Here is a 21123-nt window from a genome sequence, read left to right on the forward strand (position 1 = left end):
GCCTCGCCCCGGCCTCGCCTCGCCCCGGCCCCGCCTCGGCCTCACCCCGGGCCGCCCGCGTCTCGGCAGGCCGCGTCTCCGCAGGTCCGTCCCGCCGGTCCCGTCCCGAGGCCCGTCTCACGACCGGCCGCGTGCCTCCTCGATCTCGTGCAGGAGCGCCGTCAGGCGGTCCAGGTGCTCGGCCGTCACGTCCTGGTTCAGCGTCCGGGCCGCGTAGAGGCTGACCGGGCTGGTGCGCTCCGCCAGGGTGAACCGGAGTGCGGCGTCGATCGTCTCGGTGAGCTGGCTCGCCGGACCGGTCAGGTACGACGGGTCGATCTCGAAGTACTCCGCGATCGCCTGCAGCAGCCGCTCGTCCTCGACCACGTAGCGGTTGCCCAGGCGCATGTACTCCCAGCGCGACCGGCTGAGCTTCACGTCCCGGTCGGCCAGCCAGTCGCGGATCTTCGGGTACGTCACCGGGCCACCGTCAGGGGCGGTGATGGTGCTGCAGAGCAGGTGCAGTTTGCGGGCGAGCTCGGCGCGCTGGGTCTGCTGCGCCTCGGTGAGCTTGTCGTGGTTCATGGCGTCGACTCGATCCGTTCCGGGTCTCGTTCGGTGTGCTCGTCGTCGGCCGGGACGTCGTCGTCGGGCAGGCTGAGTTCGTCGATCAGGGAGTCCGTCACGCCGGTCGTGGCGGCGACGCCCATCAGGTGGATGACCCCGCGTTCGTACCAGCGGGGCCGGAACTGGCGGAGGCGGATGTTGTCCTCGAGTTCCGCCCACCGCTGGTAGAGCGCCACCTCGGCCTCTTCTCCGCGGCTCCGGAACGCGTGGGCCCGACGGACGCTCCGCGGGTAGACGCTGAACTCCGGGTGCGCCTCCATCGCGCGATCGGTGATCGGCAGGCTGACCAGGAGCAGCAGGCGGCGCCACACCGGCACCACGACCGGGCGGGCGGCTGCGAACACCACCCCGACCGCGGTCAGGCTCGCCATCGACACCACGGCCAGTTCCCAGAGCGGGTCGACGGTGCCGACCATGGCGAAGTGCCGGTCGACGAACAGCCGCACCGCGCCGGCAGCCAGGCTCTCGGTGATCCAGGCGAGGTCGACGAGCGCGGCGATGCCGATCAGCCAGACGCCCCACCGCGTCGTCCACTCGCCGTAGAGGGGCAGCCCCCGGAACGCCACCGCGGCGACCTGCACGCCGTACAGTCCGACGCAGATCGGCAGCACCGCGGCGAACAGCTCGCGGGTCGGTTCGCCCGTGTACCGGCCGAGGAACGGGTCCGAGACGGCCCAGTCGCTCATCGCGAAGAGGGTGACCTGCACGGCGACCGCCACCAGGACCAGTCCCCACGTCAGGCGTTCCCCGAGGGGTCGGCGCTCACCGTGCTCGGCGCGGATGACCATGACCTCGAGGCAGCCGAGCGCGACGACCACCGCGGACCGGTACACCAGGTTGGTGACGTTGTGCCCGCCGAGCAGACCGTCGACCCAGAGGTAGACGAACGGGGCCTGCAGCGTGCACCCCAGCGCCCAGACGAGCACCCCGGGGACGAGCATCGAGCGGGGCCCGGTCTGGTCGTCGGCGTCCGGGTGCGCCGGCAGCGGCTGGCGCACGTTCGGGGACAGCATCGACAGTGCTGCGAGGCCGACGGACACCACCGTCACCACGCTCGCCACGAAGACCCAGCCGTCCAGGACGTTCATCCGCCGAACACCCGCCCGAACCGCACGTCCCGGCCCCGTGCGCGGGCGTGCCGCATCACGCGGACACTGAGCTCCACGCCGACGAGCTCCGCCAGGCGTTCCTCGTCCTCCGAGAAGTCCGTGTGGCCGTAGAGGAACTGGAGGTCCGGTGTGTACTCCTGCTCGAGGGTCTCCCCGGACCGGACCACCCGGCGACCGGGCACGATGCCGTCGACCTTCTCCTGGACGAACCGCGCGAACCGCGGGTCGATGCCGTGCGACTCCGCCGGTCCGTCCGGGCTGATGAGCATGTGGCCGTGCTCGTGGTTGATGACGACGAGCTGCGTGCCGGAGGGCGCCGGCGGGTAGGACACGACCGCGGTCCCGTCGTCGAACCCGGCCCAGAGCCCGTGCACGTCCTGGTGCGCGAGTCCGCGGACCAACCGGTAGGTGACCTCCCGGCCGGTGACCTCCTGCACGAGGCGGCGGATCGCGGACATCGGGACCGCGCCCGGCAGCCCGTGGTCGTCGACGATCTGCACGGCGGTGTTGCGGCTCACGTCCCTCGACACGGATCCCGCTCCCCACTCCTGGCCCCCGGCGGGGCAGCCTGCACGCCCGACGCAGTCAGCGTAACCGCTCGCATCGCCGCGAGGGCGGTCATGCCGGCGGTCGCCGGTAGGCTCTGGCCCCATGCAGGACACGGAACCCGATCAGCCCTGGGACGTCGTGGTCGTCGGAGCCGGCCCTGCCGGTGCCACCGCAGCCCGGCACGCAGCGCTCGGCGGCGCCCGCGTCCTGCTCCTCGACAAGGCGGTCTTCCCCCGGTACAAGACCTGCGGCGGCGGCATCATCGGGCAGTCCCGACGGCGACTCAACGACCGCGCCCTCGCGACCATCGAAGCGGACCTGCCCGAGGTCGGTTTCTCGCACCGCATGGGCCGCGTGACCCGGGTCCGCACCGAGGCGCCGTTCGTCGCGATGGTCGACCGGGAGCGGTTCGACCAGGCGAACGTCGACGCTGCGCAGGAGGCCGGGGTCGTCTTCCGCGACGGCGCCAACGTCCGCGCGCTCGCCGACGAGGACGGCCGCACCCGGCTGACGCTCTCCGACGGCGACGAACTGGTCGCGCGCGTCGTGATCGGCGCCGACGGCTCCGGCGGTCGGGTCGGACGGTACGTCGGCGCCGTGATGGCCGTCACGGACCTCGGACTCGAGGTCGAGGTCCCGCGTCGCCCCGAGGACGCCGCCACCGGTGTGCTCCTGGACTGGGGCCCGCACCCCGGCACGTACGCCTGGGTCTTCCCGAAGGCCGAGACCCTGACCGTCGGGGTCATCGAGCAGAAGGGCCACGCCGACCAGACCCGTCGGTACCTGGACGACTGGATCGAGCGCCTCGGCCTGCACCCGACCGACCAGGACCGCAGCAGCGGCCACCTCACCCAGTGGCGCACGGGGGACTCACCGCTCCGCAGCGGCACCGTCCTGCTCGCGGGCGAGACCGCGGGCCTCCTGGAGCCGTGGACGCGCGAGGGGATCTCGTTCGCCCTGCGGTCGGGGGAGTGGGCGGGGACCGCCGCTGCCGCGCACGTCGCCGGTGACCGCGCGGCGCTCGACCGCTACGAGTCGCAGGTGCGTGCGGAACTGGTCCCCGAGATCGACGCCGGGGCACAGCTGCTCCGTGTCTTCACGCGGTTCCCGGCCGGCTTCCACTTCCTCATCTCGAAGACACCGTTCGGCCGCGGCTACTTCGTCCGGTTCTGCCGCGGCGAGACGACCCTCGCCCGGGCCTTCCGGCACCGCTGGGTGCGGAAGGTCACCGGCTGGCTCGGCTGAGCATCGACCCACCGACCGGCCGGTCAGCCGGCCGGCCGGTCGGGCCGGCGAGGCGGCCGACCGGTCGGGTCCGGCTCAGACCTCGAGGTGGTCGACGAGTTCGTCCGCCAGGCCGGTGTACGTCGCCGGGGTGAGGTTCGTCAGTCGGGCCTTCGCAGCATCGGAGACGTCGAGTCCGTTCACGAACGCCACGAGCTCCTGCCGCCCGATGCGCTTGCCCCGGGTGAGCTCCTTGAGCATCGCGTAGGGGTCCTCGATGTCCGACTGTCCGGCCGTGACCTCGGCGCGGATGACGGTCTGGATGGCCTCGGCCAGGACCTCCCAGTTGTGGTCGAGGTCCTCGGCCAAGCGGATCTCGTTCACCGCGATCTCGCCCAGACCACGGCGCAGGTTGTCGAGCGCGAGCAGCGAGTGCCCGAACGCGACGCCGATGTTGCGCTGGGTGGTGGAGTCGGTCAGGTCGCGCTGCAGACGGCTCGTGACGAGGGTCTCGGACAGCGTGGAGAACAGCGCCGAGGAGATCTCGAGGTTGGCCTCGGCGTTCTCGAACCGGATCGGGTTGATCTTGTGCGGCATCGTCGACGACCCGGTCGCGCCGGCGATCGGGATCTGCGTGAAGTACCCCATCGAGACGTAGGTCCACACGTCGGTCGCCAGGTTGTGCAGGACCCGGTTCGCGTGCCGCACCCGGTCGTACAGCTCGGCCTGCCAGTCGTGCGACTCGATCTGCGTCGTCAGCGGGTTCCACGTCAGACCGAGGCCCTCGACGAACTCGCGGGACAGCGCGGGCCAGTCGGCCTCCGGGTCCGCGGCGAGGTGCGCCGAGAACGTGCCGGTCGCGCCGGAGAACTTGCCGAGGTACTCGCCCCGCTCGACCTGGGACAGGATCCGCTCGAGTCGGTAGACGACGACCGCGATCTCCTTGCCGAGCGTGGTCGGCGTCGCGGGCTGGCCGTGGGTGTGCGAGAGCATCGGCACGGCCCGGAGGCTCGTGGCCATCTCCCGCAGGCGCTCCACGACCGCGCGTGCGGACGGCAGCCAGACGTGCTCGACGGCGTCACGGACGGTCAGCGCGTAGGAGAGGTTGTTGACGTCCTCGCTGGTCGCGGCGAAGTGCGTCAGCTCGGCGACGGCGTCGAGGCCCAGGTCGCTGAGGCGACGACGGACGAAGTACTCGACCGCCTTGACGTCGTGGCGGGTGGTCGCCTCGATCTCGGCGAGCTCCGCGATCTGCTCCTGGCCGAAGTCGTCGACCAGGGCGCGGAGCGCGGCCTTGTCGTCGACGGACAGCGGGGAGGTGGTGAACATCGCGTGGTCGGTGAGGAACACGAGCCACTCGACCTCGACCCGGATCCGGGCACGGTTGAGGCCGGCTTCGGACAGGTGCTCGCCCACCGTGTGCACGATCGGGTAGTAGCGCCCGTCGAGCGGGCTGATCGGCTGCGGGGGAAGGGGGGTCATGGGGCTCCCTGGCGGACTGCCGGCTCGAGCTGGTGGAAGAGCGCCCGGCAGGCCCGTTCGACCGTGCTGAGCACCCGGTCGAACTCGTGTCGGTCCGCGTAGTACGGGTCCGGCACGTCAGCCTGCTGAGGCCAGGCGTCGTCGTACCGCAACAGGAGCGTCACCTTCGCGGCGTCGTCCATGGTGGGGGCCCACGAGCGCAGGATGCGTTCGTGGGAGCGGTCGAGTGCGACCACCAGGTCGAGGTCCGGGAACCGGTCCGGGTCGAACTGACGGGCGCGATGCCTGCTGCCATCGTATCCGCGTGCCGCGAGCGCTGCGATCGTGCGCTCGTCGGCGGGTTCGCCGACGTGCCAGTCCCCGGTGCCTGCGGACTCGACCACGAACCGGTCCGCCAGGCCGGCGTCGGCGGCCACCTGCGCGAAGACGATCTCGGCCATCGGGGACCGGCAGATGTTGCCGCTGCAGACGAAGGAGACACGGAAGGGCGACGGGGCGCCGGCGTCCATGGTCATGTGCACATCATGGCCCAGCCGGACGCCGGACGCGATGCCCGGCCACCAGGCGCGATGGCCGACCGGCCTCAGGCCCGACCGCGGCCGCCCAGGACCGGACGGGCGACCAGGCCGACGAGCCAGGCGAAGACCGCCAACACGAAGGCCCCGACGATGCCCCAGCCGAACGACTCCACCGACAGGCCGAAGCCCAGCCCGGTCGAGATCCCCGCGACGATGAGCAGCAGGACCGCGTTGACGACGAACGAGATCAGCCCGAGCGTCAGGACGTAGAGGGGGAACGCCACGATCCGGATCAGCGTGCCGATCACCGCGTTGACGATGCCGAACACCAGCGCGACGAGCAGGTACGTCAGGACGGTCTCGACGGGACCACCGTCCCCGAAGGAGTCGACGGCGACCCCGCTCACGAGGAGCGTGGTGAGCCAGAGGGCGACGGCGTTGACGATGAGCCGGACGAGGAACCGCATGGCCCCATGATGCCCGCCTTCTCCGCGAACAGGCCGCCGGTACGCTGGGGCGGTGACCGACCAGTCCGTGCCGACCGTGCACATCCGCCCCGAGATCGCCGTGCTGCCGCCCTACAAGCAGGGACGTCAGGCCGCGCCGGACGCCCTGAAGCTCTCGAGCAACGAGAACCCCTTCCCGCCGCTGGCCGGGGTGGTCGAGGCGGTGCAGGCGCAGACGGCCTTCAACCGCTACCCCGACGCCACCGCGCTCGCGGTCCGTGCGGTGCTCGCGAACCGGTTCGGCACCACCGTGGACGAGGTGCACGTCGCCCCGGGCAGCGTCGCGATCCTGCACGAGTTGGCGAAGGCGACCTCCGGCCCGGGCGACGAGGTCGTCTACGCCTGGCGGTCCTTCGAGGCGTACCCGGGTGTCGTCACCGTCGCCGGAGCCACGAGCGTGCAGGTCCCGAACCGTCCCGACGGCGGCCACGACCTCGACGCGATGGCGGCGGCGGTGACCGAGCGCACCCGCATGGTCATCGTGTGCACGCCGAACAACCCGACCGGCCCGATCGTCACCGGCGCGGAGTTCGGCGCGTTCATGGAGCGGGTGCCGACCTCGGTGCTCGTGGTCCTCGACGAGGCATACGCCGAGTTCGTCACCGACGTCGACGCGGTCCGCGGGCCGGCACTGCTCGAGCGGTACCCGAACCTCGTGGTGCTCCGGACCTTCTCGAAGGCGTACGGACTCGCGGGCCTCCGGGTCGGGTACGCGCTCGGACCGGCATACGTCCTCGACGCCGTCCGTGCCTGCGCCATCCCGCTGTCCGTGACGGCGCAGGGCCAGGCGGCCGCGCTGGCCAGTCTCGAGCGCGAGGGCGAGCTGCTGGACCGCGTCGCCGAACTGGCCGAGCGCCGGGACCGGATCCGCGCGGGGCTGCTCGAACAGGGGTGGGACGTCCCGGCGGCGCAGGGCAACTTCGTCTGGCTGCCGACGGGTGAGCACACCGCCTTCGCCGCCGAGGCCTTCGAGCACGCCGGGCTGATCGTCCGGGCCTTCGCGCCCGAGGGCATCCGCATCTCGATCGGGGAGCACGAGGCTGTCGCAAAGCTCCTCGAAACCGCGAGTGCCGTTGTGGAACGTCTCACAACGACGGCTCCTGAGCGGCCGGTACGCTGACGGACATGTTGTTCCGCGCCGCGGCTCCTGCGACGACCCCCGTCCAGCTCCTCGATCCCGAGGGCCGGTTCGTGGAGACCGACGAGAACGCCGAACTCGCCGCCGTCGCCCGGGCCCTCCCCGATGAGACCCTGCTCGCCATGCACCGCCAGATGGTGCTCACCCGACGCTTCGACCACGCCGCCGGCAACCTGCAGCGCACCGGTCAGCTCGGACTCTGGGCGCCGAGTCACGGGCAAGAGGCTGCGCAGGTCGGCTCCGCGTTCGCGCTCCGCCCCCAGGACCACCTCTTCCCCTCGTACCGCGAGCACGCCGTCGTGATGCAGCGCGGGGTCGAGCCGATGGAGATCATCTCGCTCTTCCGTGGCCAGGCCCACGGCAACTGGGACCCGGACGCCCGCGGCAACACGCACATCTACACGCTCGTCATCGGCGCGCAGACCCTGCACGCCACCGGCTACGCCATGGGTCAGGCGCTCGACGGCGTCGTCGGCACCGGCGACCCGGACGTCGACGAGTGCTCGATCGTCTACTTCGGTGACGGCGCGACCAGCCAGGGCGACGTGAACGAGGCGTACGTGTTCGCCGCCTCGCACACCGCGCCGGTCGTCTTCTTCCTGCAGAACAACCACTGGGCGATCTCGGTGCCGGTCTCGGTGCAGTCCCCGACCCCGCTCGTCGACCGTCCGCGCGGCTTCGGCATCCCGAGCATCAAGGTCGACGGCAACGACGTGCTGGCCTCGTACGCGGCGAGTCTCGTCGCGACCGACCACGCCCGCAGCGGTCAGGGCCCGGCGTTCGTCGAGGCCGAGACCTACCGCATCGGTGCGCACACCAGCTCGGACGACCCGACGCGGTACCGCGGCGACGACGAGCTCGCCGGCTGGGTCGCCCGCGACCCGATCACCCGGTCCGAGGCGTACCTGCGCAGCAAGGGCGCCACTGACGCCCAGTTCGCCGAGTTCGACGCCGAGGGCGAGCAGATCGCCGCCGACATCCGGACCCGTACGAGTGCCCTCCAGGACCCGCCGATGGAGGCGATGTTCGACAACGTCTACCGTGAGCCGCACCCGCGCATCGACGAGCAGCGCGCATGGCTCCGGGACTACGAGGCCGGCCAGGACGCAGGAGCCCACGCATGAGCACCACCGAGCAGCTCTTCGACTACACGTTGCGGACGCACCCCGGTGCGGGCGAGGTCCCCGCGGACCCGACCCCGACCCTCCCGATGGCAAAGGCGCTGAACGCCGGCCTGGCGAAGGCGATGGAGGCGGACGACAAGGTCCTGCTGATGGGCGAGGACATCGGCCGTCTCGGCGGTGTCTTCCGCATCACCGAGGGTCTGCAGGACCGCTTCGGCGCCGATCGCGTCCGGGACACCCCGCTCGCCGAGTCCGGCATCGTCGGCACCGCGATCGGCCTGGCGCTGCGCGGCTACCGTCCCGTCATCGAGATCCAGTTCGACGGCTTCGTCTGGCCCGCCTTCAACCAGATCACCTCGCAGCTGGCGAAGATGGCGAACCGACTGCCGGCGCACATGTCGCTGCCGATCGTCATCCGGATCCCCTACGGCGGGCACATCGGCGCGATCGAGCACCACCAGGAGAGCCCGGAGACGTACTTCGCGCACACCCCGGGGCTGCGCGTGGTCAGCCCGAGCACCCCGAACGACGCCTACTGGATGATCCAGGAAGCCATCGCGTCGAAGGACCCGGTGGTCTTCTTCGAGCCGAAGTCGCGCTACTGGCCGAAGGGCCAGGTCGACCTGGTCGACGGCCACGTGCCGATGCACACGACCCGCGTCGCCCGCACCGGCACCGAGGTCACCCTCGTCGGCCACGGTGCGATGGTCGCGACGCTCATGCAGGCCGCCGACATCGCGGAGGCCGAGGGCACCAGCTGCGAGGTCGTCGACCTCCGATCGATCTCACCGATCGACTGGGAGCCACTGCTCGCCTCGGTGCGCAAGACCGGCCGCCTGGTCATCGCGCAGGAGGACTCGGGCTTCATCAGCGTCGGCAGCGAGATCGCCGCGACCGTCGCCGAGCGGGCGTTCTACACGCTGCAGGCCCCGCCGCTGCGGGTGTCCGGGTTCGACATCCCCTTCCCGCAGTCGAAGCTCGAGCACTTCCACCTGCCCGACGCCGACCGCGTCCTCGAGGCCGTCGACCGCGCCCTCGCCTACTGACCCGCACCACTCCCGTACGAACGAACCCTGCTGAAGGAGCCGACGTGGCCGTCGCCGAATTCCCCCTGCCCGACGTGGGGGAGGGCCTGACCGAGGCCGAGATCGTCCAGTGGCGCGTCGCCCCCGGTGACGAGATCGCCGTGGACCAGGTGCTCGTCGAGATCGAGACCGCGAAGTCGCTGGTCGAGCTGCCGTCGCCGTTCGCCGGCACCGTCACCGGCCTGCTCGTCGCCGAGGGCGACACGGTCGAGGTCGGCAGCCCGATCATCCGCGTCGAGTCCGACGCGGCCGCCGCCGGGCAGTCGGCGGACTCGGCCCCCGTCGCCGACACCGCCGCGTCCGCCCCGGCGCCGGCTCCGGTGGCGTCCGCTCCGCTGGCGCCCGCGCCGGTGGCCCCCGCGGCCGTGGCGCAGGCTCCGGTCCCCGCTCCGGCCGCTCCGATCCATGCCGCTCCGGCTCACGCCGCCGCGGCCCCGGCCCCGGCCCCGGCCCAGGTCGCCGTGGACGCCGGTGTCGTCGGCACCGACGAGGGCTCGGGCGCCGTGCTCGTCGGTTACGGCTCCGCCACCTCCGCACCCTCCCGCCGGAAGCCGGGTGCCCGCCGGGCCGCGGCCGCCGCTGCGGAGGCGTTCCGGGCCTCCAGTCGGGAAGTCGGACTCGAGTTCGTCACCGACGACGGCGAGGCGACCACGGCCGACGCCGTCGCGGCACAGGGGAGCCGGCCCGCGCGTCCCACGATGCCGAGCGCCTCGGCGCTGCAGGTGATGGCGAAGCCGCCGATCCGGAAGCTCGCGAAGGACCTCGGTGTCGACCTGACGATCGTCGTGCCGACCGGCCTCGCCGGCGAGGTCACGCGCGACGACGTCATCCGGCACGCCACGCAGGCCACCGTGTTCCGCAACATCGAGACGCCGGAGTGGGGCGACGTCCGCCAGGAGGCCATCCCGGTCAAGGGCGTCCGCAAGGCCATCGCCACCGCCATGACGACCTCGGCCTTCACGGCGCCGCACGTCTCGCTCTTCGTGGACGTCGACGCGACCCGCACGATGGAGTTCGTCAAGCGGCTCAAGGAGTCGCCGACGTTCGCCGGGGTCAAGGTCTCGCCGCTGCTCATCATGGCGCGCGCCGTCATCTGGGCCGTCCGCCGCAACCGGTCCGTGAACTCGTCCTGGACGGACCGCGAGATCATCGTCCACCACTTCGTGAACCTCGGCATCGCCGCGGCGACCCCGCGGGGGCTCATCGTGCCGAACATCAAGGACGCGCAGGACATGTCGCTGCTCGAGCTCGCGAAGGCGCTCGAGCAGATGACGCTGACCGCCCGCGACGGCAAGACGACGCCGGCGGACATGGCCGACGGAACGATCACCGTCACGAACATCGGCGTCTTCGGGATGGACACCGGCACCCCGATCCTCAACCCGGGTCAGGTCGCCATCGTCGCGATGGGCACCATCAAGCCGAAGCCGTGGGTCGTCGACGGGGACGTGCGCTCGCGCATGGTGACCACGATCGGTGCCTCGTTCGACCACCGTGTCGTCGACGGTGACGTGGCGTCGCGCTTCGTGCACGACGTCGCCTCGGTCATCGAGGAGCCCGCGCTCCTGCTCGACTGACGACGAGCGCTGCCCGACCGGGCCGGGCGACGCCGACGGATCGGTTCGGGTCGCGCGGTCTTGGTGTGCCGTTCACGCCGATGTCGGCGGAGCGGGGGATGATCAGCACATGGTCCACCAGCTGCTCGTGCCGCAGCAGGAGATCCGGACGGGTCGCCTGGTGCTCACGCCCGTGACGCCCGCGGACATCGACGCGGTCCACGAGCTCTTCTCGGACGCCCGGACCTGGACGCACCTCCCGGCCGGGCGGCACACCTCCCGCGCCGCGACGCAGGACCTGGTGCAGCGGAAGATCGGCGGGCGCGTCCGGCACGGGCTTGGCTCGTGGGCGATCCGAGCGGCCGACTCCGGTGTGTTCCTCGGCATCGGCGGTGTGGACCTCACCGCCGGCGGCGTCTGGAACCTCGGGTACCGCCTGGCCCCGGAGCACCACGGCCACGGCTACGCGACCGAGGTCGCCCGCGCCGCGGTGGACGCCGCACGCGAACTGCGCCCGGACGTCCCGGTGACCGCCCGGGTGCTCACGAACAACCCGGCTTCGTCTCGTGTGCTCGCCCGGGTGGGGCTGACCCAGGTCTGGCAGGGGCCGACACGGACGGCAGCGCCCGAGGGTGTCGAGTGCCAGGTGTGGAGCGACCGGACGCTGACGCCGGCGCAGCTGGACTGGCTCGTCGCGAACGCCTGACCGGCCCGGTGCAGAGCCTCCGCGGCGGTTGCACGCGCGGGTGCGGCCGGTACTGTGGGTGAACTGGTCATGTCCGCACAGGACCACTTGATCCACACGAGGAGTCCGCTTGCCGAGCCGCATCACCGAGGGTGCTGAACCGAAGCACCAGCAGCTGCGGCGGATCCTGCTCGACCAGATCACGACCCGCCTGGCACCGGGGGCCGCGATCCCCTCGGAGCGGCAGCTCATCGCCGAGTACGGCGTCTCGCGCATCACCGTGCGGGAGGCCCTGGGCCAGCTGGTGAACGAGGGACACCTCGAGCGCGTCCGCGGCAAGGGCACCTTCGTCGCGAACCGCCCGATGCAGTCGACCCTGCACCTGGCCTCCTTCACCGAGGAGATGCGCGCGATGGGGCACGTGCCGACGACGGTCGTGCTGATCCGGGAGGAACGCGTCCCGCCCGCCGCGACGGTCGCGGCCCTGCACCTCGGCGAGGGCGAGACCGCGCACCACCTCAAGCGACTGCGGATGGCCGACGGGGCACCGGTCTCGGTCGACGACGCCTGGCTCGCCGCGGACGTGTTCCCCGGTCTGCTCGACCACGACCTGTCCGGCTCGGTGTACTCGATCGCGGCCGAGGCGTACGGGCACCCGATCGACCGGGCGCAACAGACCGTGGCGGCCAACCCGGCGACCGACGACGTCGCGACCCTGCTCGGCACGAAGACCGGGGCGCCCCTGCTCGAGTTCGACCGGGTGTCGTACTCGGGGCCGCGGGCGGTCGAACACGCACGGAGCTGGTACCGCTCCGACCGCTACCGCGTGCAGATGGAGGTCACGGCCTCCCGGGCAGGGGTCTGACGCGGGACGGGCCGGGAGCGAGCGGGTGCTCACTCCCGGCCCGTCCGGTCGTCGGGGTCGGTCAGACCTCGAAGAGCGCGTCGCCCTCGGCCACGGTGGTGCCGACCGTGCCCTGCGGGACGGAGTCCGGCGTCGACCCGAGCACGACCACGGGGACGACGGGGGAGTACCCGGCCGCGGTGATGGCCGCGGGGGTGAAGCGCACGACGGGGTCGCCGGCGGCGACGGTGTCGCCCTCCGCTGCGAGGAGCGTGAAGCCCTCGCCCTTGAGCTTCACGGTGTCGATGCCGACGTGCACCAGGACGTCGGTGCCCGCGGCGCCCTGCAGCGCGAACGCGTGGGGGTGCAGCTTGACGATGGTGCCGTCGACCGGGGCGACCGCGGTGACCGGACCCTCGGCGCCGGTCGGGTCGACCGCGACACCGGCACCGACGAGCTGCTCGGCGAACACCGGGTCGGGAACGTCGGAGAGTCCGACGACCGGGCCGGCGAACGGCGTGCGGACGACCGTCACAGCTCGTCCTGGATGTCCTGCGCCAGGTTGTCCGCGATCGGCCCGACGATGACCTGCCAGCCGGTGCCGCCACCGACGACGGCCTGGGCGCCGGCGGCCTTCAGCGCGTCCTTGTCGACGAGGTCGCCGTCCTCGACCTCGACGCGGAGGCGGGTGATGCAGCCCTCGACCTCGTCGATGTTGTCGGTTCCGCCGAGTGCGGCGATGATGTCGGCAGCCTTGATGTCAGCCATCTGTTTCCTCCTCGTTACGGGTTCGCTCACAGGTTGACATGCAGTCCACGGTCATCGACACTACGAACTGGTCATGACCGGACAGGACCGGGACCTGGCGACACTGCCGAGGGTACCTGCGCCGTCCACGCGACTCAACTCACCCCGAACAGCTCCACCCGATGACGAGAGGAACTCCGCATGAGCACCGCTGCCACCACGGACGTGCCGGAGAAGAAGACGCCGAAGAAGCAGTCACGCTTCTTCGCGAATGCCCAACGGCTGGGCCGGAGCCTGTTGCTCCCGATCGCGGTCATGCCGGCCGCGGGCATCCTCAACCGGATCGGGCAGCCCGACCTGCTCGGTGCGATCCCCGGGTTCGAGACCGGTGCGAGCGTCATCGGCGCCGCCGGCAACGCGATCTTCACCTGGCTGCCGCTGCTCTTCGCGGTCGGCATCGCGATCGGCTGGGCGAAGAAGTCCGACGGCACGACGGCCCTGGCCGCGGTCGTCGGCTACATGGTCATGTACGAGGTCTTCAAGACGATGTCGCCGATCGTCCTGGCGGGCGTCAAGGACTCGGCCGGCAACCAGGCGACCATCAACTTCGGTGTCCTCGGCGGCATCGTGATGGGTCTCGTCGCCGCGGGCCTGTGGCAGAAGTTCCACCGGACGAAGATGCCCGACTTCCTCGGGTTCTTCTCGGGTCGCCGTCTCGTCCCGATCCTCACCGCGGCCGCCGGTCTGGTCATCGCCGTGCTGATGTCCTTCGTCTACCGGTACTTCGACATCGGCCTCACGTGGGTCGGCGAGCAGGTCACGTCGCAGCCGGTCGTCGGTGGCGGCATCTTCGGGTTCGCCAACCGCATGCTCATCCCGGTCGGTCTGCACCAGCTGCTCAACTTCTTCCCGTGGTTCCAGCTCGGCAGCTTCGCCGGTCCGAACGGCGCCGTCTCCGGTGACATCCCGCGCTTCCTGGCGGGCGACCCCACCGCCGGCATCTTCCAGACCGGCTTCTTCCCGATCATGATGTTCGCGCTGCCCGCCGGTGCGCTGGCCATCTGGCGGAACGCCCGCCCGTCGCAGCGCAAGCTCGTCGGCGGCATCATGCTCTCCGCCGCGCTGACGTCCTTCGTGACCGGCATCACCGAGCCGCTCGAGTACTCGTTCATGTTCGTGGCCTGGCCGCTCTACGTGATCCACGCCGTGCTCACCGGCACCTCGCTGGCGCTGGTGAACGCGCTCGGCATCCACGACGGTTTCTCGTTCTCCGCCGGGGCGATCGACTACGTGCTCAACTTCGGCAAGGCGCAGGGGGCGATCTGGCTCATCCCGATCGGTCTGGCGTACGCGGCGGTGTACTACTTCCTCTTCAGCTTCGTGATCAAGAAGTGGAACCTCCGGACGCCGGGTCGCGAACCGGAGGACGAGATCGCCTCGGCCTCGGTCGACGACCTCACCAAGGCGTAGGTCCTCTGGCCCGTCCGTCGTTCGCGCTGATACCGGTTTTGACAATCGTTCTCATGTGGCGCTAGCGTCGTCCCCATGCACACCCGACTCCTCGCCCTGCCGCTCGTCGCCGGCGCCGCCGCGCTCGCCCTGACCGGGTGCGCGACCTCCTCCGGATCGACCGACGCTGGCGACGGCACGGTCCGCGTCGTCGCCTCGACCAACGTCTACGGGTCGATCGTCGAGAGCATCGGTGGCGACCACGTCGACGTCACGAGCATCCTCGAGGACCCGTCGCAGGACCCGCACTCGTTCGAGTCGAGCGCGAAGACGCAGCTCGCCGTGTCCAAGGCGGACCTGCTGATCGAGAACGGCGGTGGCTACGACGACTTCATGTCCACGCTGGCGAAGTCCTCGAACACCGACGCCCCCACGATCAACGTGGTGGAGCTCTCGGGTCTCGACACCGGCGGATCGGACGAGTTCAACGAGCACGTCTTCTACAGCTACCCGACGATGGTGAAGCTCGTCGCCGACGTCTCCGAGCGCCTGACGAAGCTGGACAGCGCGGACGCGAGCACCTTCCAGGCCAACGCGAAGACCCTCACCGGCAAGCTGCAGGAGCTCGAGTCACAGACCGCCTCGGTCGAGAAGACCGTCGACGGCGAGAAGGTGGCGTACACCGAGCCCGTGCCGGGGTACCTCTTCGACGCGATGGGCCTCGACAACGTGACGCCGCCGGACTTCTCCGAGGCGATCGAGGAGGGCGACGACGTCCCGCCGGCCGCGCTCAACGACACGCTCAAGCTCTTCACGAGCGGTGAGGCGAGACTGCTCGCCGTCAACGAGCAGACCTCGAGCCCCGAGACCGAACAGGTCCAGAAGGCCGCGAAGCAGGCGGGCGTCCCCGTCATCGGTGTCACGGAGACGCTCCCGAAGGGGGAGGATTACGTCTCGTGGCAGCAGGCGAACATCGACGCGGTGACGGCGGCACTCGAGAAGTGACGACCTTCCAGGACCGGGACCGGACCGCCACTGCCGCGCGCAGTGGCGGTTCCGCCGTGCTCGCACTCCGTGACGCGGGGCTCGCCTACGGCAGTCGTCGGCTCTGGGACGGCCTCGACCTCGACGTGCAGCCCGGCGAGTTCGTCGCCGTGCTGGGGCCGAACGGCGCCGGCAAGACCTCGCTGCTGCGCACCGTCCTCGGGCAGCAGCGGCTGACGAGCGGGTCGATGTCGTTCCTCGGACGCCCGGTCCGCCGCGGTCACCGGAGGATCGGCTACATCCCGCAGCAGCGGCTGATGGACTCCGGGACCCCGCTCCGTGCCCGCGACATGATCGCGCAGGGCGTGACCGGGCACCGCTGGGGCATCCGACCCGAACGCCGTGCCGAACGCGAGCGCATCGACCGGATCGTGGCGGAGGTCGGCGCGACCGCGTTCGCCGACGCGCCCGTCGCCGAGCTCTCCGGCGGCGAGCAGCAGCGCACCCGTGTCGGACAGGCCATCGCCGCCGACCCGGCACTGCTGCTCTGCGACGAACCCCTCATCTCGCTCGACCTCCGGCACCAGCGCGGCGTCACCGAGCTCATCGACCGGCAGCGCCGACAGCAGGGCGCCGCGGTGCTCTTCGTCACCCACGACGTGAACCCGATCCTCGACGTCGTCGACCGGGTCCTCTACATCGCGGGCGGACGCTTCCGGATCGGTGCCCCCGACGAGGTCCTGCGCGCCGACGTCCTCAGCGACCTCTACGGCACGCCCGTCGACGTCGTCCGCACGATGGGCCGCATCGTCATCGTCGGTGCGAGCGACGCCCACGACACCGCGGGCGATGGACACCACCACTGCGAGCCCTCACCGCACGCCACCACCCCCGACGAAGGACGAATCTGATGGACGTCTGGTCGACCGTCTTCTCGTTCCAGGACTACGGCGAGCTGCTCGTCCTGGTGCGCAACTCGATCGTCGCGGGCGCCGTGCTCGGCATCGTCGGCGGGCTCATCGGGCCGTTCGTCGTCGCCAGGAACATGCCGTTCGCGGTGCACGGCATCAGCGAGCTGTCGTTCGCCGGCGCGAGCGCCTCCCTGCTCCTCGGCGTCAACGTCGTCAGCGGCTCGGTCGTCGGGTCCCTGATCGCCGCGCTGCTCATCGGGGTGCTCGGCAGCCGGGCCCGCGACCGGAACTCGATCATCGCCGTGCTCATGCCGTTCGGCCTGGGCCTCGGCATCCTCTGCCTGGCGCTCTACAAGGGCCGGGCCGCGAACAAGTTCGGCCTGCTCACCGGCCAGATCGTCTCCGTCGACAACCCGCAGCTCGGCATGCTCGTGGCCATCGCCGCGGTCGTGGTGCTCATCCTCGTGGTCATCTGGCGTCCGCTGATGTTCGCCTCGGTGGACCCCGACGTCGCCGCGGCCGCCGGTGTCCCGGTGCGCACCCTCGGCCTGGTCTTCATGCTCGCGCTCGGCCTGGCCACCGCGGTGTCGGTGCAGATCGTCGGGGCGCTCCTGGTGCTCTCGCTGCTGGTGACCCCGGCCGCCGCCGCACTGCGGGTGACGGTGAACCCGGTCCTCGTGCCGGTGCTCTCCGTCGTCTTCGCCGTGACCTCGGTGGTCGGTGGGATCCTCCTGGCCCTCGGCGGCGGACTGCCGATCAGTCCGTACGTCACCACCATCTCGTTCCTCATCTGGGTCGTCTGTCGGGTGCTCGGCGCTCGCAGGGACCGCCGTGGACGTGACCGCGTGACGGCGCGGGAGCAGCAGGTCGACCGTGGGACGGGCCTCCCGGCCGTACCGGAGCAAGGAGTCGCAGCATGAACGCCGTCCAGAAGCCACGACGCAACACCTGGCAGCGCGAAGCGGTGCGCGGAGCCCTGTCCGCGACCGAGGGGTTCGTCAGCGCGCAGTCGCTGCACGCGCACCTGCGGGACGGCGGCTCCACCATCGGGCTGGCGACCGTGTACCGGGCGCTGTCCGACCTGGCCACCGAGGGTGACGCCGACTCGCTGCAGCAGGACGGTGAGTCCCTGTACCGGGCGTGCACGACCGACAAGCACCACCACCACCTGATCTGCCGCGTCTGTGGCCGGACGGTCGAGATCCAGGCCGACCCCGTCGAGGAGTGGGCCCGCGCGACCGCCGCCGCGAACGGGTTCTCGAACGCCAGCCACGTCGTGGACGTGTTCGGCGAGTGTGCCGAGTGCACCGCGCGTGCCGCTGTCCGGGGCGGCGCGTAGTCTCCGCCACATGCACGTGATCCTGGTTCCCGGGTTCTGGCTCGATGCGAGCGCATGGGACGACGTCGTCCCGGTCGTCCGCGCGGCGGGCCACACCGTCGACGCCGTCACCCGACGCGGGTCGACGCTCGACGAACAGGTCGCCGACCTCGTCGCCCGGGTGGACGACGCCCCGGAGCCGGTCGTGCTGGTCGGGCACTCCGGTGCGGGACCGATCGCGTACATGGCGGCCGACCAGCGGCCCGACCGGGTGCTGCACCTGGTCTACGTCGACACCTTCCCCGGGCCGGACGGTGGATGCGTCAACGACGAACTGCCGGTCGTCGACGGGCAGGTGCCCCTGCCGTCGTGGGACGTCTGGGAAGCCGCGACCCTGCGGGACATGACCCCGGAGATCCGTGCCGACGTCGAACGACGTGCGTTCCCCGAACCGGCTCGCGTCGCGTCCGACCGGTTCCACTACGCCGACCCCGCACGACACCGGATCCCGGCGACCGTGATCACGTGCGAGATCGCCCCGGACGAGCTGGCCGGCATGGTCGCGGACCACCAGGTCTGGGCCGCCGAACTCGTGGCGACCGAGGAGCTCGAGATCGTCGGCCTGCACACCGGGCACTGGCCGATGTCCACCGCACCACGGGAACTCGGTGCGCTGATCGTGCAGGCGCTGGCACCGCGCCCGACCGACGGCGTCTGAGGGCGCGCTCCGGCCGGACCGCGCGGGTCCGGACAGCAGTCGAGGGAGCCCGCGGGTAGCGTCCGGCGCGTGGACCTCGAGGCGTGGACGAGTTGGGCGGGCGCCGGCGACTACGACGTCGCCCGGTTCGTCCTGCAGCGTGGGGTCGCGGCGATCGCGTGCCTGGCGTTCCTGTCGGCGATCGCGCAGTTCCCGGCGCTGCTGGGGGAGCGGGGGCTCCTGCCCGTCCCGCGGTTCATGGAGCGCCGGTACGCGCAGACCCTGCCCGTCGTTTGGCGGTGGTGGCGGTACACCGATCGACGACTGCGGATCCTGGCCGGAGGCGGGGCGCTGCTGTCGCTGACGATCGTCGTCGGCCTGCCGCAGCGGGGGCCGGCGTGGGTCCCGGTGCTCTGCTTCCTGGTGCTCTGGCTGGCGTACATGTCGATCTCCGACGTCGGCCAGACCTTCTACTCGTTCGGGTGGGAGTCGCTGCTGCTCGAGTCCCTGTTCGTCGTGGCGTTCCTCGGTTCCGACCAGGTCGCGCCACCGATCGTGGTGCTCATCGCGATCCGGTGGCTCGTGTTCCGGCTGGAGTTCGGTGCCGGCATGATCAAGATGCGTGGGGACCGGTCGTGGCGCGACCTGACCGCGCTCTACTACCACCACGAGACGCAGCCGATGCCGAACCCGATGTCGCGCACGGCCCACCTGCTGCCCCGACCCGTGCACCGGCTCGAGACGCTCGGCAGCCACGTGGTCCAGCTCGGGGTGCCGTTCCTGCTGTTCGCGCCGCAGCCCGTCGCCTCGGTCGCCGCGGCGCTCGTGCTGCTCACCCAGGCCTGGCTCGTGGTGTCGGGCAACTTCGCCTGGCTCAACTGGATCACCCTGGTGCTGGCCTTCGCGGCCGTCGACGACCGGTCGATCGCGACGGTGCTGCCGTTCCTCGACGGGATCGCGGACACCGGCCCGACCGCGACGCCGGCCTGGTTCGTCGGACTGACGGTCGCGGTCGGCCTGCTGCTGCTCGTGCTGTCCTGGCCGTCGGCGAAGAACCTGGTGTCACGCCGACAGCTCATGAACGCGTCGTTCAACCGCTGGCACCTCGCCAACGCCTACGGTGCCTTCGGCAGTGTCACGCAGGAGCGCGACGAGGTGATCGTCGAGGGCACCATGGCAGAGGTCCCCGACGAAGCGGACTGGCTGCCCTACGAGTTCAAGGGCAAGCCGGGGGACCCGCGTCGCCGCCCGGGGCAGTTCGCGCCGTACCACCTGCGCCTCGACTGGCTGATGTGGTTCCTGGCGCTCGGTGCGGACGACGGCTGGTTCCGGGTGTTCGTGCTGCGGCTGCTCGAGGCGGACCGGCCGACGCTCCGGTTGCTCCGGCACGACCCGTTCGACGGACAGCGGCCGCGGTGGGTCCGGGCGCGGGTGTTCCGGTACCGGTTCGCCACCCGGGCGGAGCGTCGGGAGACCGGGCTGTACTGGATCCGGCAGGAACAGGGGTACCTCCTGCCGCCGTCCGGCCTCCGGCGGTGAGGGCGGACCGGAGGCCCGGCTCGCGACGCGCCCGACTCGCGACGCGCCCGGCTTGCGAGGTGCCTGGCCGTCGCGTAACGTGGGTGGCTGGTTCTCTGCGTTCACCGTGGAGTGCCCGTTGTTCTGCCCTCCGACCGTCGCGAACGCCGCGGTCGCGCGGTACCGGATCGAGCCTCCAGGCCCGACTGCCGGTCTGGGCGGTGCGCACAACCCCCTCGCTCGTCGCCGTCGTGGACTTCCACTCAGGCGGCGCAGCGCGTGCGTGCCAGGCAAGTGACCTTGGGTGCAGCCGATCGGCTGCACGGTATTCATCAGGAGGAAACCATGGCTGCAGTGTGCCAGGTGACCGGCGCCGTTCCCGGCTTCGGACACAACATCTCGCACTCGCACCGTCGGACGAAGCGTCGCTTCGACCCGAACGTGCAGAAGAAGACCTACTACGTGCCGTCGCTGCGTCGTAACGTGACGCTCAACGTCAGCGCCAAGGGCATCAAGGTGATCGACGCTCGTGGCATCGAGTCCGTCGTGGCGGGCATCCTCGCCCGTGGGGAGAAGATCTGATGGCGAAGCGCGGTCAGGACATCCGTCCGATCATCAAGCTCCGTTCCACTGCGGGTACCGGGTTCACGTACGTGACCAAGAAGAACCGCCGGAACAACCCCGACCGTCTCGTGCTGAAGAAGTACGACCCGGTGGTCCGCAAGCACGTCGACTTCCGTGAGGAGCGCTAGGCCATGGCGAAGAAGAGCAAGATCGCGAAGAACAACCAGCGCGCCGTCATCATCGAGCGCTACGCCGAGCGTCGCCTCGAGCTGAAGAAGGCCCTCGTGGACCCGAACGGCACCGACGAGTCCCGCGAGGCCGCCCGCGTCGGCCTGCAGAAGCTGCCCCGCGACGCGTCGCCGGTCCGCTACCGCAACCGCGACGCCATCGACGGCCGTCCCCGCGGCCACCTCGGTGAGTTCGGCATCAGCCGTGTCCGCTTCCGTGACATGGCCCACCGTGGCGAGCTCCCCGGCATCACGAAGAGCTCCTGGTAAGCACCAGTTCTC

The 21123-nt window shown here is 71.1% G+C and carries 25 protein-coding genes; 17 read left to right on the forward strand and 8 right to left on the reverse strand.

Features of this window, described 5'->3' with window-relative positions; all coding sequences use genetic code 11:
- Nucleotides 1-117 precede the first annotated feature (117 nt).
- Genes DEJ24_RS03925 through DEJ24_RS03935 form a run of 3 tightly spaced genes read right to left on the reverse strand, consistent with a single transcriptional unit; the run spans nt 118 to nt 2233 of the window.
- Nucleotides 118-564, reverse strand: a complete 447-nt coding sequence (locus tag DEJ24_RS03925) for a hypothetical protein (RefSeq protein ID WP_111077377.1) — start codon at nt 562-564, stop codon at nt 118-120.
- Nucleotides 561-1694: a hypothetical protein gene (locus DEJ24_RS03930; RefSeq protein WP_111077378.1), complete on the reverse strand. Its 1134-nt coding sequence runs from the start codon at nt 1692-1694 to the stop codon at nt 561-563. Before DEJ24_RS03930 ends, DEJ24_RS03925 begins: the two co-directional genes overlap by 4 nt.
- Nucleotides 1691-2233 (reverse strand): hypothetical protein, encoded by a 543-nt coding sequence (locus DEJ24_RS03935; protein WP_111077379.1) that lies wholly within the window; start codon nt 2231-2233, stop codon nt 1691-1693. Before DEJ24_RS03935 ends, DEJ24_RS03930 begins: the two co-directional genes overlap by 4 nt.
- 133 nt (nt 2234-2366) lie before the next feature.
- On the opposite strand from DEJ24_RS03935, the gene DEJ24_RS03940 reads away from it, so the two are divergent.
- Complete coding sequence (locus DEJ24_RS03940; protein WP_111077380.1) at nt 2367-3509, forward strand: geranylgeranyl reductase family protein; 1143 nt, start codon at nt 2367-2369, stop codon at nt 3507-3509.
- Between the two features lie 75 nt (nt 3510-3584).
- Here DEJ24_RS03940 and purB read toward each other — a convergent pair whose 3' ends face one another.
- From purB to DEJ24_RS03955, 3 genes are all read right to left on the reverse strand, one after another.
- A complete protein-coding gene (gene purB, locus DEJ24_RS03945; protein ID WP_111077381.1) occupies nt 3585-4970 on the reverse strand; it encodes an adenylosuccinate lyase in 1386 nt (461 codons plus the stop codon).
- Nucleotides 4967-5479, reverse strand: a complete 513-nt coding sequence (locus tag DEJ24_RS03950) for a low molecular weight protein-tyrosine-phosphatase (protein WP_110905026.1) — start codon at nt 5477-5479, stop codon at nt 4967-4969. The genes purB and DEJ24_RS03950 overlap by 4 nt, the downstream gene beginning before the upstream one ends.
- Nucleotides 5480-5553: 74 nt before the next feature.
- Nucleotides 5554-5955 carry a phage holin family protein gene (locus tag DEJ24_RS03955; RefSeq protein ID WP_110904996.1) on the reverse strand — a complete coding sequence of 134 codons (402 nt, stop codon included), beginning with the start codon at nt 5953-5955 and terminating at the stop codon, nt 5554-5556.
- A gap of 52 nt (nt 5956-6007) precedes the next feature.
- Between DEJ24_RS03955 and DEJ24_RS03960 the strand changes: the two genes are divergently transcribed.
- The 6 genes from DEJ24_RS03960 to DEJ24_RS03985 all read left to right on the forward strand — a co-directional run bounded on the left by DEJ24_RS03960 (nt 6008) and on the right by DEJ24_RS03985 (nt 12447).
- The gene (locus DEJ24_RS03960) at nt 6008-7114 is read left to right on the forward strand and encodes a histidinol-phosphate transaminase (protein WP_110904995.1); all 1107 of its coding nucleotides are present in this window, start codon (nt 6008-6010) and stop codon (nt 7112-7114) included.
- A gap of 5 nt (nt 7115-7119) precedes the next feature.
- Complete coding sequence (locus DEJ24_RS03965) at nt 7120-8256, forward strand: thiamine pyrophosphate-dependent dehydrogenase E1 component subunit alpha (RefSeq protein WP_111044576.1); 1137 nt, start codon at nt 7120-7122, stop codon at nt 8254-8256.
- A gap of 86 nt (nt 8257-8342) precedes the next feature.
- The gene (locus DEJ24_RS03970; protein WP_110905025.1) at nt 8343-9302 is read left to right on the forward strand and encodes an alpha-ketoacid dehydrogenase subunit beta; all 960 of its coding nucleotides are present in this window, start codon (nt 8343-8345) and stop codon (nt 9300-9302) included.
- 44 nt (nt 9303-9346) lie between these two features.
- Nucleotides 9347-10918, forward strand: coding sequence for a dihydrolipoamide acetyltransferase family protein (locus tag DEJ24_RS03975; RefSeq protein WP_111077382.1), 1572 nt, complete (start codon nt 9347-9349; stop codon nt 10916-10918).
- 109 nt (nt 10919-11027) lie between these two features.
- Entirely contained in the window at nt 11028-11603 is a 576-nt protein-coding gene (locus DEJ24_RS03980) for a GNAT family N-acetyltransferase (RefSeq protein WP_111077383.1), read from the forward strand.
- Nucleotides 11604-11712: 109 nt separating this feature from the next.
- Nucleotides 11713-12447 carry a GntR family transcriptional regulator gene (locus tag DEJ24_RS03985; RefSeq protein ID WP_111077384.1) on the forward strand — a complete coding sequence of 245 codons (735 nt, stop codon included), beginning with the start codon at nt 11713-11715 and terminating at the stop codon, nt 12445-12447.
- A 61-nt stretch (nt 12448-12508) separates the two neighbouring features.
- Here DEJ24_RS03985 and DEJ24_RS03990 read toward each other — a convergent pair whose 3' ends face one another.
- Both DEJ24_RS03990 and DEJ24_RS03995 read right to left on the reverse strand, forming a co-directional pair.
- On the reverse strand, nt 12509-12961 hold the full coding sequence (locus DEJ24_RS03990; protein ID WP_111077385.1) for a PTS glucose transporter subunit IIA: 453 nt from the start codon (nt 12959-12961) through the stop codon (nt 12509-12511).
- Nucleotides 12958-13194 carry a glucose PTS transporter subunit EIIB gene (locus DEJ24_RS03995; protein ID WP_110823137.1) on the reverse strand — a complete coding sequence of 79 codons (237 nt, stop codon included), beginning with the start codon at nt 13192-13194 and terminating at the stop codon, nt 12958-12960. Before DEJ24_RS03995 ends, DEJ24_RS03990 begins: the two co-directional genes overlap by 4 nt.
- Before the next feature lie 180 nt (nt 13195-13374).
- Here DEJ24_RS03995 and DEJ24_RS04000 point away from each other — a divergent pair, with 180 nt between their 5' ends.
- The 10 genes from DEJ24_RS04000 (at nt 13375) to rpsN (ending at nt 21111) form a co-directional block, all read left to right on the forward strand.
- Nucleotides 13375-14643, forward strand: a complete 1269-nt coding sequence (locus DEJ24_RS04000) for a PTS transporter subunit EIIC (protein ID WP_110904989.1) — start codon at nt 13375-13377, stop codon at nt 14641-14643.
- 75 nt (nt 14644-14718) lie between these two features.
- Entirely contained in the window at nt 14719-15627 is a 909-nt protein-coding gene (locus DEJ24_RS04005; RefSeq protein ID WP_111077386.1) for a metal ABC transporter solute-binding protein, Zn/Mn family, read from the forward strand.
- Nucleotides 15624-16517: a metal ABC transporter ATP-binding protein gene (locus DEJ24_RS04010; protein WP_111077387.1), complete on the forward strand. Its 894-nt coding sequence runs from the start codon at nt 15624-15626 to the stop codon at nt 16515-16517. Before DEJ24_RS04005 ends, DEJ24_RS04010 begins: the two co-directional genes overlap by 4 nt.
- Nucleotides 16517-17437, forward strand: coding sequence for a metal ABC transporter permease (locus tag DEJ24_RS04015; protein ID WP_111077388.1), 921 nt, complete (start codon nt 16517-16519; stop codon nt 17435-17437). The genes DEJ24_RS04010 and DEJ24_RS04015 overlap by 1 nt, the downstream gene beginning before the upstream one ends.
- On the forward strand, nt 17434-17856 hold the full coding sequence (locus tag DEJ24_RS04020; RefSeq protein WP_111077389.1) for a Fur family transcriptional regulator: 423 nt from the start codon (nt 17434-17436) through the stop codon (nt 17854-17856). Before DEJ24_RS04015 ends, DEJ24_RS04020 begins: the two co-directional genes overlap by 4 nt.
- A 10-nt stretch (nt 17857-17866) precedes the next feature.
- Complete coding sequence (locus DEJ24_RS04025; protein WP_111077562.1) at nt 17867-18553, forward strand: alpha/beta fold hydrolase; 687 nt, start codon at nt 17867-17869, stop codon at nt 18551-18553.
- Between the two features lie 69 nt (nt 18554-18622).
- Nucleotides 18623-20071 (forward strand): lipase maturation factor family protein, encoded by a 1449-nt coding sequence (locus DEJ24_RS04030; RefSeq protein WP_111077390.1) that lies wholly within the window; start codon nt 18623-18625, stop codon nt 20069-20071.
- A gap of 324 nt (nt 20072-20395) precedes the next feature.
- Complete coding sequence (gene rpmB / locus DEJ24_RS04035) at nt 20396-20632, forward strand: 50S ribosomal protein L28 (RefSeq protein ID WP_110905118.1); 237 nt, start codon at nt 20396-20398, stop codon at nt 20630-20632.
- A complete protein-coding gene (gene rpmG, locus DEJ24_RS04040) occupies nt 20632-20802 on the forward strand; it encodes a 50S ribosomal protein L33 (RefSeq protein ID WP_110905119.1) in 171 nt (56 codons plus the stop codon). The genes rpmB and rpmG overlap by 1 nt, the downstream gene beginning before the upstream one ends.
- A gap of 3 nt (nt 20803-20805) precedes the next feature.
- A complete protein-coding gene (gene rpsN, locus DEJ24_RS04045) occupies nt 20806-21111 on the forward strand; it encodes a 30S ribosomal protein S14 (RefSeq protein ID WP_110823155.1) in 306 nt (101 codons plus the stop codon).
- Nucleotides 21112-21123 lie beyond the last annotated feature (12 nt).

This window comes from Curtobacterium sp. MCPF17_001 (genome assembly GCF_003234615.1).
Lineage (GTDB): Bacteria > Actinomycetota > Actinomycetes > Actinomycetales > Microbacteriaceae > Curtobacterium.

What these genes read in the sequence shown, in the direction of transcription:
- DEJ24_RS03925 (WP_111077377.1), bottom strand. Translation starts at nt 564, where the DNA reads ATGAACCACGACAAGCTCACCGAGGCGCAGCAGACCCAGCGCGCCGAG.
- DEJ24_RS03930 (WP_111077378.1), bottom strand. Translation starts at nt 1,694, where the DNA reads ATGAACGTCCTGGACGGCTGGGTCTTCGTGGCGAGCGTGGTGACGGTG.
- DEJ24_RS03940 (WP_111077380.1), top strand. Translation starts at nt 2,367, where the DNA reads ATGCAGGACACGGAACCCGATCAGCCCTGGGACGTCGTGGTCGTCGGA.
- purB (WP_111077381.1), bottom strand. Translation starts at nt 4,970, where the DNA reads ATGACCCCCCTTCCCCCGCAGCCGATCAGCCCGCTCGACGGGCGCTAC.
- DEJ24_RS03950 (WP_110905026.1), bottom strand. Translation starts at nt 5,479, where the DNA reads ATGGACGCCGGCGCCCCGTCGCCCTTCCGTGTCTCCTTCGTCTGCAGC.
- DEJ24_RS03955 (WP_110904996.1), bottom strand. Translation starts at nt 5,955, where the DNA reads ATGCGGTTCCTCGTCCGGCTCATCGTCAACGCCGTCGCCCTCTGGCTC.
- DEJ24_RS03965 (WP_111044576.1), top strand. Translation starts at nt 7,120, where the DNA reads ATGTTGTTCCGCGCCGCGGCTCCTGCGACGACCCCCGTCCAGCTCCTC.
- DEJ24_RS03970 (WP_110905025.1), top strand. Translation starts at nt 8,343, where the DNA reads ATGGCAAAGGCGCTGAACGCCGGCCTGGCGAAGGCGATGGAGGCGGAC.
- DEJ24_RS03980 (WP_111077383.1), top strand. Translation starts at nt 11,028, where the DNA reads ATGGTCCACCAGCTGCTCGTGCCGCAGCAGGAGATCCGGACGGGTCGC.
- DEJ24_RS03995 (WP_110823137.1), bottom strand. Translation starts at nt 13,194, where the DNA reads ATGGCTGACATCAAGGCTGCCGACATCATCGCCGCACTCGGCGGAACC.
- DEJ24_RS04000 (WP_110904989.1), top strand. Translation starts at nt 13,375, where the DNA reads ATGAGCACCGCTGCCACCACGGACGTGCCGGAGAAGAAGACGCCGAAG.
- DEJ24_RS04005 (WP_111077386.1), top strand. Translation starts at nt 14,719, where the DNA reads ATGCACACCCGACTCCTCGCCCTGCCGCTCGTCGCCGGCGCCGCCGCG.
- DEJ24_RS04015 (WP_111077388.1), top strand. Translation starts at nt 16,517, where the DNA reads ATGGACGTCTGGTCGACCGTCTTCTCGTTCCAGGACTACGGCGAGCTG.
- DEJ24_RS04020 (WP_111077389.1), top strand. Translation starts at nt 17,434, where the DNA reads ATGAACGCCGTCCAGAAGCCACGACGCAACACCTGGCAGCGCGAAGCG.
- DEJ24_RS04025 (WP_111077562.1), top strand. Translation starts at nt 17,867, where the DNA reads ATGCACGTGATCCTGGTTCCCGGGTTCTGGCTCGATGCGAGCGCATGG.
- rpmB (WP_110905118.1), top strand. Translation starts at nt 20,396, where the DNA reads ATGGCTGCAGTGTGCCAGGTGACCGGCGCCGTTCCCGGCTTCGGACAC.
- rpmG (WP_110905119.1), top strand. Translation starts at nt 20,632, where the DNA reads ATGGCGAAGCGCGGTCAGGACATCCGTCCGATCATCAAGCTCCGTTCC.
- rpsN (WP_110823155.1), top strand. Translation starts at nt 20,806, where the DNA reads ATGGCGAAGAAGAGCAAGATCGCGAAGAACAACCAGCGCGCCGTCATC.